Annotated in this window: 9 protein-coding genes and 1 riboswitch; of the genes, 5 read left to right on the plus strand and 4 right to left on the minus strand. The window is 64.9% G+C overall.

What is annotated here, in order from left to right:
- Positions 1-28: 28 nt before the first annotated feature.
- The 4 genes from AC3AYF_RS12330 to AC3AYF_RS12345 form a co-directional block, all read right to left on the minus strand.
- Positions 29-1,870, minus strand: coding sequence for a TonB-dependent receptor domain-containing protein (locus AC3AYF_RS12330; protein WP_487779797.1), 1,842 nt, complete (start codon positions 1,868-1,870; stop codon positions 29-31).
- Between the two features lie 172 nt (positions 1,871-2,042).
- Positions 2,043-2,321, minus strand: a riboswitch (cobalamin riboswitch).
- 207 nt (positions 2,322-2,528) lie between these two features.
- Positions 2,529-3,389: an OmpA family protein gene (locus AC3AYF_RS12335; RefSeq protein ID WP_295036413.1), complete on the minus strand. Its 861-nt coding sequence runs from the start codon at positions 3,387-3,389 to the stop codon at positions 2,529-2,531.
- On the minus strand, positions 3,386-4,204 hold the full coding sequence (locus AC3AYF_RS12340) for a motility protein A (RefSeq protein WP_295036412.1): 819 nt from the start codon (positions 4,202-4,204) through the stop codon (positions 3,386-3,388). The genes AC3AYF_RS12335 and AC3AYF_RS12340 overlap by 4 nt, the downstream gene beginning before the upstream one ends.
- Before the next feature lie 84 nt (positions 4,205-4,288).
- Complete coding sequence (locus AC3AYF_RS12345; protein ID WP_295036411.1) at positions 4,289-5,089, minus strand: glycerophosphodiester phosphodiesterase family protein; 801 nt, start codon at positions 5,087-5,089, stop codon at positions 4,289-4,291.
- Positions 5,090-5,519: 430 nt separating this feature from the next.
- Between AC3AYF_RS12345 and AC3AYF_RS12350 the strand changes: the two genes are divergently transcribed.
- From AC3AYF_RS12350 to AC3AYF_RS12370, 5 genes are read left to right on the plus strand one after another with little or no spacing between them, the layout of a single operon-like run.
- Positions 5,520-7,682, plus strand: a complete 2,163-nt coding sequence (locus AC3AYF_RS12350; protein ID WP_295036410.1) for a TonB-dependent receptor — start codon at positions 5,520-5,522, stop codon at positions 7,680-7,682.
- Between the two features lie 51 nt (positions 7,683-7,733).
- A complete protein-coding gene (locus tag AC3AYF_RS12355) occupies positions 7,734-8,636 on the plus strand; it encodes an ABC transporter substrate-binding protein (RefSeq protein ID WP_295036409.1) in 903 nt (300 codons plus the stop codon).
- Complete coding sequence (locus tag AC3AYF_RS12360; protein ID WP_295036408.1) at positions 8,633-9,619, plus strand: FecCD family ABC transporter permease; 987 nt, start codon at positions 8,633-8,635, stop codon at positions 9,617-9,619. The genes AC3AYF_RS12355 and AC3AYF_RS12360 overlap by 4 nt, the downstream gene beginning before the upstream one ends.
- A complete protein-coding gene (locus AC3AYF_RS12365) occupies positions 9,612-10,640 on the plus strand; it encodes a FecCD family ABC transporter permease (RefSeq protein ID WP_295036407.1) in 1,029 nt (342 codons plus the stop codon). Before AC3AYF_RS12360 ends, AC3AYF_RS12365 begins: the two co-directional genes overlap by 8 nt.
- Positions 10,641-10,644: 4 nt before the next feature.
- A complete protein-coding gene (locus AC3AYF_RS12370) occupies positions 10,645-11,436 on the plus strand; it encodes an ABC transporter ATP-binding protein (RefSeq protein ID WP_295036406.1) in 792 nt (263 codons plus the stop codon).
- Positions 11,437-11,595: the final 159 nt, after the last annotated feature.

The following is an 11,595-nucleotide window of genomic DNA, read 5'->3' on the forward strand; positions in this document are numbered from 1 at the left end:
AGTCGGCGCCGCTGAATGGAAAAGGCAGTCAGAAGCTGAGCTTCACGCCACCTTCGAGATAGCGGTCCTGGGTGTAGTAGCCATCGACCAGTTGGTAATCCTTGTCGAAGGCGTTTTCCAGCTTGGCAGACAGTTCGACGGTCGGCGTGATCTGCCAGGCGGTGCGCAGGTCGACCACGCCATAGCCAGCGTTGATGGTATCGCTATAGTCACTGTCGGGACGCTCTTGGGATCCGCGAAGCGTCATCCCGATACTGACGGCCTGGTAGCGGTAGTCGGCATCGATACGACCGTAAAGTTCGGCTCGTCTCGCTAGCTGATCGCCGGTTTCACGATTTTCAGGATCTTGCCGGGTTAGCGTCGCGCTTAACGTCAGGCCGCCAGAGGTCCAGCTGCCCGAGAGTTCTACACCGCGAATTCGGGCTTCGTCGACATTGTAGTAGCGGTAGAGACCGTCCGAGCCGAGCTCGGTGTTAAGTAGGTCATCGATACGGTTTTCGAATACGCTGACCCGGGCGCGCCAGCCATCGCGATCGTAGGCCCAGAAGAGCTCGGTGCTTTTGGACTTCTCGGCATCGAGGTCTGTATTGCCGTAGGCGCTGTAGAGCTGGTAGAGCGTGGGAGCCTTGTAGGCCGTGCCGTAGCTCGCCCCTAGCTGCTGGTAAGCGGTGAGCTGATAGGCGTAGGCCACGTTACCGGTCGTCTCGTCTCCGAACAGGGAGTCGTCATCGTATCGCAGCGAGCCACTCAACTGGTGGCGGCCGTACTGACGCTGAATCAGACCATAAGCGCCATAATTGTCGCGGCTATCGCGATCGATCGTGTCAAATGTGCTGTCGTAGTCGATGGCATCGTGGCGATAGTCGATACCCAGGCTCTCGACGCCGTTATCGTGGAGGAAGGTGTGCTGCAGGCCCAGTTCATCACGCTTCGTCTTGGCCAGAGTCTGACGAATTCCGGCATTGCGATCATCGCGTCGTTCATCGAAATGACCGGCTGTCAGCCGCATGGTCCAGGTCGGCTCCAAGGCGATATTCAAGTCGCCGCTGAAGCTCTGTTGGTAGCCCTCGCTGGTGTAGTCACTCGCGCCGAAGCTGTCGTACTCGCTGTCGAAGTCCTGACGCAGGGCTTGGACACTGCCATCGACGGTATCGCTGAACCGATGCGACAGGCCGACCTGGGCGCCTCTGGCTTGGTAGCCATCTCTTTCGCCGCTGGTGTCGGCTTCGGTGGCATTGAACCCATTGCCATCGCGGTGAAAGAGTGTTGCATTCAAGCGCGTATCCGCATTGCCCGTCGACAGGTGGGCGCTCTGCTTACCGAGACTGTTCTCGCCCGCTCGCAGGTTCAGCTCACCATGGGTGCCTTCGCCACCTTGACGAGTGAAAATCTGGATGACACCACCGATGGCATCGGCCCCGTAGGCGGCTGCTCGTGGGCCGCGCACGATCTCGATACGCTCGATGGTCGCCGGATCGAGAAATTCGAGGCTGGATGCTCCATTGGAAGAGGCTGCCGAGTTGATTCTGACGCCATCGACCAGTACGAGTGTGTGATTCGAATTCGTGCCGCGCATGAATAGGCTGGAAACAGTTCCTGCCGGACAACTCTGGGTGAGTTCGATGCCGGCACGGTTCTGCAGCAGCTCGACCACGCTATCCGCCTGGCTGCGCTCGATCTCGGCACGATCGATGATGGTGGTGCTGGCCAAGACGTCCGTCTGCGACTGCGGCAGGCGGTTGGCGGTGACCTGGACGTCGTCGAGCTGCTGTTGTCGTTGAGCCGGCGCCTGCTGGGCGTGGGCGGACAGCGCGGTCATGGCGACCGCGAGCGCGACACCCGAGGCGACGGCGTTCTTGTTGTAACGCATGTGATGTGATCCCCAACTGCGTGGCGTCACCGAGCACCGCCGTGACTTGGACGGTGGCGATGGCGCTGAATCCTGACCAAGACGCAATGGGAGGACGGACGTGACGAGACCCGCCACGGGCGTCGGTTCGCTCGGGCAGGCAGGGTCGCCACTGGATGAGCCCTCCGCATCAACCAGTGAAGAGAAACGCGCCGGTCTCCGGACTCTCGCGCGACGACCCTCGGGTCATCCGACACACACGCCTTCCCACGATTCCGGACGTTCCCTTGAAGCGGATTCTTTCGAATCGATATCCGGTGGATCACAGTGGCTGGATGGCCTGGCGGCGCATCCTTGTGGTGTCTGACGCAATTACCGTTGCGGGGGCAGTGCGGGGTTCTCACCCGCTTCCCGAGGGAAACACTGTCTAAATGTCTGTGCAGTCAAATCGCGGCGTTGCGCGCTGCTCAAAGTCCTCACCTATAACCCATAGGCTCCGGCTTCTGCGCTGCGTGCGCCTTGCGCTTTATACTGCTCGACAATTGATACAGCGCTTCCCGTGCACACGTCTCTCGACGGGCCGGATTGTCGCAGCTTCCTCCCCACAAGTGAATTCAGGATCGGCATGCTGGCCGATGACATCCCGGGGGAGACGGGCGCAGCGGCCCGGGGCGAATCGCTACGGTGTCGGCGAGTCGGGTTCCTGGAGTACCAGTTCCACCCGGCGGTTGCTGGCGCGCCCGGCGGGGGTGTGGTTGCTGGCCAGGGGGTGAGTCGAGGCGTAGCCGATCGCCCGCAGCCGGTCGCCGTCGATCCCGGCCAGCCGCAGCACGCGCACCACCGCCGAGGCCCGTGCCGCCGACAGCTCCCAGTTGGAGGGGAAGCGCGATGTCGAGATCGGTACGCTGTCGGTATGGCCTTCGACCGAGATGGTGCCCTTGAATGCCTGGAGTGTCGGGATCAGTCGTTCGACCAGCTGTCGGCCGTTGTCGCTCAGCCCCACGGCGCTGCTGTCGAAGAGCAGGTGATCCTGGATCCGCAGGTTGAATCCATGGGGGATCGCGGTTATCTCGACGCCGTCGATCTGTGGTAGCGCGGCGGCGGGCGTGGGCGTGGGATCGGGCAGGTCGAACAACGGCACGCTGAACACCATCGGGACCGTGGCCACCCTCTTCTCGGGAGCGGCGGCCGGGCCGGGCGAATAGAAGCCGGCATCGCTGGCCAGCGGCGCAGGCGCGAGCTGTCGCGGTGGGCGATAGAATTCACCGACAGTCGCCGCCGGGAGAGGGGCGGGCGGTCTTGTCGCGGGAATCTGTAGCGGCAGGGCCGTGACCGCGGGCGTTTCGAGGTCGCGATCGACGAGCTGGCCGCCGTAGAGCGCCAGCATCAGCACGAAGAACGTGATCAGCAGCATGAGCATGTCGAGGTAGCTCATCAGCCAGGAATCGCTCTCGCTGCTGCGCCCGGCGTCGTCGAAGGGGCCGTCGTCGAACAGCAGGTCGGAGAAGGGGCCGCCGGGGGAGATCGCGGCCAGGCTCATGCGGATTCGGCCGCGGCGTCGGCGGACTGCGGGCGTCGCACATCGCGCATCTCGTCGCGGTGTTCGGCGCGGTAGGTGTTCAGCGCCTCCTCGATGAAAGCCGGCAGGCGACGCTTGCTGACCATCATGATTCCCTCGAGCAGCAGCGTCATGGCCATCAGCCGGGCCTCGGTGCGGCGTTCGAGCTTGACCGCGACCGGCTTGAACAGCAGGTTGGCCAGCAGAATGCCGTAGAAGGTCGACATCAGTGCCACCGCCAGACGCGGGCCGATCACCGCCAGGTCGCCGGCCTGGATCACCTCGAGCATGTTGATCAGCCCGACCAGCGTGCCCAGCATCCCGAACGCCGGCGCGTAGACCGCCATGGTGCGCAGGATCTGTGCCTCGGTGCGCTCCTTGGCCTTCACCCGCACCATGCGCCAGCGCAGCATTTCACGGATCTCCTCCTCGCGGGTATTGGCGATCACCATCTGTATGCCGGTGCGCAGGAAGGGATTGGTCGTGCTCTCCAGCGCGCCTTCGATGGCGCGGATATTGCCGCGGCTCCAGTGGCGCGACATTTCGATCAACTGCTCGAGGTCGCTCTCCAGCTCGCTGGCCTGGGGCTCGCGTCGGAACACCACCGCGATCTGGCGGCACAGCCGCTGCATCTCCCGCAGCGGGTAGCTGATGAAGCTGGCCGCCAGCGTGCCGGTGAGCACGATCGCCAGCCCCGGCAGGTTGAAGAAGCTGCTTGGGGCCTGGGCGGTGAACAGCACGACGGTCGCCAGTAGCAGAGCACTGGCGATGATGCCGATGAGCGTGGATGGGTTCATGAACGGCTCGCGACCTGGAAAACGGGCATGGTGCCCATCTTATGCGCGATGAGGCGCGGCCAAAGGCCCTAATTGGCGGGTGTATCAGGCGCTTTTTGTATTCGACGCGCGTGCGGCGGCCCCTTCCGCGTGGAAGACGAAACGCGTGGGATCGTCACTGATCACGCCGTCGACACCCCAGTCCCAGAGCTTCTCGAAGGTGACCGGGTCGTTGGCGGTGTAGCAGAACAGCTTGATCTCCTCGTCGGCGATCTCCTGGGCCCGCTTGATCTTCAGCTTGCGCCAGTCCAGGTGCAGGCTGTAAGCGGAAAGCCGCTCGGTCTCCAGCCACCAGCGCTTGGGGGCCTTGTCGTCGAGCACCCCGAGGCGCAGGCGGTCGGGATCGGATTCCAGTGCCCGCGCCGCCGTCAGGGCGTGGCGATCGAACGAGGAGACGATCAGCTTCTCCGCCGGCAGCGCTTCCAGGGTCGGCGGCAGGGCGGCCTGCACCAGTTCGATGGCGTTGCGGCCGCGGCAGACCTTGAGTTCCAGATTGAGGCCCATGTCGAGTCGCTTGATCAATGCCAGCATCGCTTCCAGGGTCGCCATGGCCTCGCCCCGATACTGCGCGCCGAACCAGCTGCCGGCATCCAGCTTGGCGGCACTCTCGGCATCCAGCTTCACCAGCTTGCCACGGCCATTGGAACAGCGCTTGAGACCGGCGTCGTGCCAGATCACGGGGGTACCGTCGCCAAGCAGCTGAACGTCCAGCTCGACCCACTGGCAGCCGGCGTCGTGCGCGGCCTGAACCGCTGCCAGGGTATTCTCGGGGGCGCGTGCGGACAGGCCGCGATGCGCGATGTAACGGGGGGCGTCGCTGGCTGGCGCGGTCACACTCTGAGTCATTGCGTCGAGGTCTCCGGCGACTACCGTCTGCGGCACTCGCCAACAATCCATGTTCAAGTGATAGAGAGCTCCCCTGTCGCGGCGCTGAGCATCGAAGCGCTACGGGTCACACCGGGGAAATGCAGGCGCGGCCATGGGACGCCGTGCCAAGGGTTGACCTTCGGCTACGCGGGGGCCGTCGTCAAGCTGAACCGTCGGAATGAGGACCGCAAACGTTCAAGCGTCCCAATGCCGGGGCGTCAGGCGTGAAAACTAGCTCATGAAGATGACGATTGCGTGATCCCGTCACCGTTTGTCATATGAGAATGGTTATTGTTATTTTGTGCGTTTGCATATTGTTTGCAATAATGCGCCGCCATTCCCCCGCGGCGAGTTGGCGCGGGGCGAGGGTTGAAAAAATAACGACGAGAAAATCGGCGAGAGGCGGATCATGCGGATGAACGGCGAGAGGGTATTACTGGGAACGTTGCTGATATCGGCGGGGTGGGGCGCGGCGGCGCAGGTCTTGGCGGCCGATGCCGCCTCCACCGCGGCGGACGTCTCGAACGAAACGATGGTCATCACGGCGACGCGCTCCGGTGCCGAGCGACAGGACTCGCCGCAGGTGATCCGCGTGATCACGCGCGAGGAGCTCGAACAGCAGCAGCGGATCACCTCTGACTCGTCGGAGATGCTCAGCAATCTGCTGCCGGACTATTCGCCCCCGCGCCAGAAGATGAGCGGCAGTGGCGAGACGCTGCGCGGGCGGGCGCCGCTGGTCATGATCGACGGTATTCCGCAATCCAATCCGTTGCGCCCCACCGGGCGCGAGCTGCACACCATCGACTTCTCGATGATCGATCACATCGAGGTCATCAAGGGGGCGAACGCCACCAATGGCCTGGGCGCTGCCGGTGGCGTCATCAACCTGATCACCAGGCGACCCGAGCCGGGCTCGTTCAATCAGCATTTCGAAGCCGAGGTGACCACGCCGACGTCGGAGCTGAACGGGGACACCACCAGCTATCGCACCCACTACGGCGTCAGTGGCAACAAGGACGCCCTCGACTATCTCTTCTCGCTGAGCTACGAGGATCAGGGGCGCTACGTGGATGGGGATGGCGATCCCATCGGCGTCGACAATACCCAGGGCGATCTGATGGATTCCGACGCCTACGACGTGTTCGGCAAGGTCGCCTACTGGTTCGACGATGACCGCCGGCTGCAGCTCAGCGTCAATCACTATCGTCTCGAGGGGCAGAACCACTACGTCAGCGTCCCGGGCGATCGTGAAAACGGGGTGCCCACCACCTCGAAGCGTGACGAGCCGGAAGGGTCTGCGCCCTACAACAGGGTCTGGACCACCGGCGTTACCTGGGACGACTACGATCTGGCCGGCATGCACCTGAACGTGCTGGCGTTCTACCAGGACTACGAATCGCTGTTCGGGGCCACCAATTCCGGGTCGTTCCAGGATCCGAGCATCGCGCCGGTGGGCACGCTCTACGACCAGACCATGGCGGAGACGCAGAAGTACGGGCTCAAGACGTCGCTGACCAAGGATGGACTGTGGGACGACCGCATCAAGCTGACGCTGGGCCTCGACGTGATGCGCGACGAGACAGAGCAGTCCCTGTGGGGCACGGATCGAACCTACGTGCCCGAGATCCGATACACCGATATCTCACCGTTCGTGCAGGTGGACTTCAGCCCGATCGAGTCGGTGACCCTCTCGGCCGGCGCGCGCCATGAGTATGCCAAGCTCGATATCGACAGTTACCGGACGGTAGCCGCCAACGGCGGGATCGATGTCGAGGGCGGCTCGCCCGACTTCGAGGAGACGCTCTACAACGCCGGTGTGGTGTGGCGCCCCATCGACAACTGGAGCCTGTTCACCAACTATTCGGAAGGGTTTTCGATCCCCGACGTCGGCCGCGTGCTGCGTGGCATCAATACGCCGGGTCAATCGGTCGACAGCTTCGAGAATCTGCGCCCCATCGTCACGGACAACATCGAAACCGGTGTGCGCTACGACGATGGTCGTCTGAACGCCGAATTGTCGTACTACGTTTCATCGTCCGACTTCGGCACGCGCCTGACGACACGGGACGACGCCTTCGTGATGCAACGCGAAGAGACCGAAATCGAGGGCATCGAAGCTTCCGTCGGCTACGAGTTCACCGACAGGCACTCGGGAAGAGTGGCCTACTCCCATACCCGGGGACGCTACGACAGCGACGACAACGGCACGCTCGATTCCAGACTCAATGGCCTCAACGTCGCCCCAGACCGTTTGATCGCGAGCTGGTCCGCGCGATGGTCGCCGAAATGGACCTCTTTCCTGCAGGTCAACCACGCGTTCGACAAGAGCTTCGACGACAGCGCCAATGGCTGGGATACCGACTTCGACGGTTACACGCTGGTCGACGCCGCCGTCGGCTACCAGTTGCCGGTGGGCGAACTGAACGTCGGCATCGCCAACCTGTTCGACAAGCAGTACATCACCTACTACTCCCAGAGTGCGCTCGACAGCCCCAGTGCCGATTACATGAACGACCGCTATTTCGCCGGTCGCGGACGGACGCTCTCCGTGGGCTACAGTGTCGACTTCTAAATGGCGCGGCAAGCGACCTGGTCCTGGGGATCGGTGGCAGGCAAGGGCCCAATGACGCGACGCGAACTATTGGTCATGGCGCTGGCCCTGGGGGCGGCGCCCGGTGTGGCATTCGCCGCTGGCGACAAGCACGACGCTTCCTCGCCACGCATCGTGACGCTGTTCCAGGGCGCTACCGATACCGCGGTGGCGCTTGGCGTGACGCCGGTCGGGGTGGTGGAGTCGTGGCAGGACAAGCCGATCTATCCCTATCTGCGGGCGGCACTGTCCGGCGTCACGCTGGTAGGGCTCGAGACCCAGCCCAGTCTCGAGGACATTGCGCTGCTGGCTCCCGATCTGATCGTCGCTTCGCGGTTCCGGCACCAGCGCATCGAACCGCTGCTGTCGGCGCTGGCGCCGGTGCTGATGCTCGACGATATCTACCGGTACCGTCGCACGCTCGACGCCATGGCACGGGCGCTGCAGCGGGAGCCGCGAGCGGCGGTGCTGTCGAGTACGCTGACGCGGCGCTTGGCGCTGCTGCGGCGACGGCTGGAGCGTCGCTTCGGCGATCGCTGGCCGTTGACGGTGTCGTTGCTCGACGTTCGCGCCGGCGAGATTCGCAGCTATCTGGCGGCGAGCTTCGGCGGGTCGCTCCTGTCCGAACTCGGCTTCCAGTGGAACCGGGTTTCGGGAGCGTCGTCTGGCGTGATGCTGCAGTTGGGTGGCGTCGAGAGCCTGCCGGCGATCGACGCCGATGTCTTTTTCGTGTTGCGTTGTCGCGGCCAGTCCGCCGAGGCCCACTATCGACGCTTGAGCGAGCATCCGCTATGGCAGCGTCTGTCGACGGTGCGCCACGGGCGTGTCTGGGAGGTCGATCCGGTTGCCTGGAGCCTGTCCGGCGGAATTCTGGGTATTTTCGCCATTCTCGACGATCTGGACGCCTGGCTGGCGTCCGCAGGGGAGAGCTCGTGAGGGTGCGGCTGGGGTGGCTCGCGTCGGGGCTGGCGGTGGCGTTCGTGCTGAGCCTGATGGCCGGCGCGCACTGGGTGGGGCCGGTCAAGGTGTGGCATGCCCTCTGGTCACCCTCGGCCACCGATGTCGACGATCTGCTGATCCGGACAACACGCCTGACGCGTACGCTGGTGGCGCTGATCGTCGGCGCGGGACTCGGTATGGCGGGCGGCATCATGCAGACGCTGACGCGCAATCCGCTGGCGTCTCCCGGGTTGCTGGGCATCAACGCCGGGGCGCTGTTCGTGGTGGTGCTGCTCGTCACCTTGGGTGGTGCGCTGCCGGTCTGGCTGGTCAGTGCCGGTGCCTTCGGCGGTGCCGCGCTGGCGGCGGCGGCGGTGTGGTGGATCGCCATGGGCCGTCCCGGACAGGCGGGGCCGTTGCGCCTGATTCTGGCCGGCGCGGCGCTTACCGCGCTGTTTCACGCCTTCAGTCAGGCGCTCCTGGTGGTCGACCAGCAGGGCCTGGACTCAGTGCTGTTCTGGCTGGCCGGATCGGTGTCGGCGCGGCCGCTATCGGAGACCTGGCCGTTGATGCTGCTGTCGTCGGTGGCCCTGCTGGCGTGCTGGCCGCTGTCGGGACAGTGGAATGTGCTGGCCGCCGGAGAGTCGATCGCCGTGGGGGCAGGCGTGCGGGTGGGGAGGCTTCAGGGCGTGTCGGTGGCGCTGATCGTCGTGCTGGCCGGCGCGGCGGTGGCCATGGCGGGAAACATCGCCTTCGTCGGTTTGATCGTGCCGCACGTCGCGCGGCGGCTGACCGGACCGGATCATCGCCATTGGTTGCCCGCTGCCGCACTGGTGGGGGCGACGCTGCTGCTGCTGGCGGACATCGCCGCGCGCACCCTGATCCTGCCCGAAGAAGTGCCGATCGGCGTGATGACCGCGCTGGTCGGTGCGCCGCTGTTCATGGGGCTGATCAGACGTCAGGGGCACCTGAATGATTGAGACCGGCGCGTTACGAATCGGCGGTTTTTCCCGCGTATTCGTCTGGCGACCGTGGCGTCGCGTGGCGATCGCCTCGCTACTGCTGGGGCTCGCCATCGTGGCATGCCTGTCGCTCGGCAAGGTGCCGTTGGCGCCCCGTGAGCTGGCAGCGGCGCTGTCGGCGCCAGGCAGCGATCTCGGCCTGATCGTATGGCAACTGCGTCTGCCGCGCACGCTGCTGGGCGCCATGGCGGGCGGTGCGCTGGCGCTCTCCGGATGGTTGCTGCAACAGGTGGTGCGCAATCCTCTGGCGTCGCCCGATACCCTGGGCGTGACCGGCGGGGCCAGCGCCGCGGCGGTTGGTTATCTGGCCTTTCTCGCCGGTACGTTTGGCAGCGCGTGGCTGCCGTTGGCGGCGGCGAGCGGCTCGCTCACGGCAGTGGGGCTGGTGTACGCGCTGTCCTGGCAACAGGGGGTGACGCCATTGCGCCTGGTGCTGATGGGTATCGGGCTTTCCGCCATGCTGGCGGCGGTGACGACGTTCATGCTGGCGTCCAGCCCCTTGTCCACCACGCTATCGGCCTACGTCTGGCTGACCGGAAGCGTCTACGGTGGCAACTGGACCGAGGTGTCGCAACTGGCGTCGTGGTTCGTCGGCGCCTTGCTGTTTATGGTGCCGCTGACCCGTTTCGCGCTGCTCGCGCCGCTGGACGATGCGCTCGCGGTGGGCATTGGCGTACGCGTGCAACTTCTGCGGGGGGCACTGACGCTGCTGGCCGCGGGGCTGGCCGGTATCGCGGTCGCCTGGGGCGGCGCCATCGCCTTCGTCGGGCTGGTGGCGCCACATCTGGCGAGGCGCCTGGTGCGCGGGCCGGGAGCGGCACAGATCGTCATGGCGGGCGTGATCGGCAGCGCGATGGTCGTGCTGGCGGATCTGCTGGGACGCACGCTGCTCCTGCCGCTGGACCTGCCCGCGGGCATCTTCGTGGCGGCCGTCGGCGCGCCATTCTTTCTTGGCTTGTTGATCCGGCAGGTACGCTGACTCCATGACGACGATCGCCGCGCACGAACTCACCCTGGGCTACCAGCGTCGGACCATCTTGGACGCGTTGTCGCTGACGCTGCCGGAAGGCCGGATATCCGTGCTCGTGGGCAGCAACGGCTGCGGCAAGAGCACGCTGCTCAAGGCGCTGGCGCGCCTGCTGTTGCCGTGGCAGGGCAACGTGATTCTCGACGGACGCGACATTCAACGGCAGCCGACCAGGGCCGTGGCGAGGCTGTTGTCGCTGTTGCCGCAGCAGCCGATGGCGCCGGAGGGCATCACCGTGCGCCAGTTGGTCACGCTGGGGCGTCATCCCCATCAGAGCTGGTTGGCGCAATGGTCGGAGCAGGACGAGCGCAAGGTCGAGCAGGCGCTCAGGCGCACCGAACTGAGCGAGTTTGCCGAGCGCCGGGTCGAGACGCTCTCCGGCGGCCAGCGTCAGCGGGCCTGGATCGCCATGGCGGTGGCCCAGGATACGCCCTTGATGCTGCTCGACGAGCCGACATCCTTTCTCGATCTCGCTCATCAGATGGAGGTGCTGGAGTTGCTTGCGAGCCTCAACCGCGAGTCGGGCAAGACCATCGTCATGGTGCTGCATGACCTCAACCTGGCCTGTCGCTACGCCGATCATATCGTGGCGCTGCGCGATGGCCGGATCCACGCGCAGGGCACGCCCCACGAAGTGATCACCCGCCAGCGGGTCAAGGAGATCTTCCAGCTCGATTGCCAGGTGATCGACGATCCCTATTTCCATACGCCGCTGTGCATCCCGTTCGCCAGGCGGAAGGATGCATGAGCGAAGCGTCCCGCACCCACGGTTTCGATCCTGCGCATTGGCACTACCTGGCAGGTACGCTGCGCTTGAAGTCGGCCGCACGGGCTGACTCGCGCTCGCTGGACGTCGCCGATTTTCTCGATCCCAGGCGCTGTCGCGAACTGCTCGATCATCTGGGGC

Source organism: Salinicola sp., assembly GCF_982684285.1.

Coding starts and splice junctions, on each gene's coding strand:
- AC3AYF_RS12330 (WP_487779797.1), bottom strand. CDS start 1,870: ATGCGTTACAACAAGAACGCCGTCGCCTCGGGTGTCGCGCTCGCGGTC.
- AC3AYF_RS12345 (WP_295036411.1), bottom strand. CDS start 5,089: ATGACTCAGAGTGTGACCGCGCCAGCCAGCGACGCCCCCCGTTACATC.
- AC3AYF_RS12340 (WP_295036412.1), bottom strand. CDS start 4,204: ATGAACCCATCCACGCTCATCGGCATCATCGCCAGTGCTCTGCTACTG.
- AC3AYF_RS12355 (WP_295036409.1), top strand. CDS start 7,734: ATGACGCGACGCGAACTATTGGTCATGGCGCTGGCCCTGGGGGCGGCG.
- AC3AYF_RS12350 (WP_295036410.1), top strand. CDS start 5,520: ATGCGGATGAACGGCGAGAGGGTATTACTGGGAACGTTGCTGATATCG.
- AC3AYF_RS12365 (WP_295036407.1), top strand. CDS start 9,612: ATGATTGAGACCGGCGCGTTACGAATCGGCGGTTTTTCCCGCGTATTC.
- AC3AYF_RS12370 (WP_295036406.1), top strand. CDS start 10,645: ATGACGACGATCGCCGCGCACGAACTCACCCTGGGCTACCAGCGTCGG.
- AC3AYF_RS12335 (WP_295036413.1), bottom strand. CDS start 3,389: ATGAGCCTGGCCGCGATCTCCCCCGGCGGCCCCTTCTCCGACCTGCTG.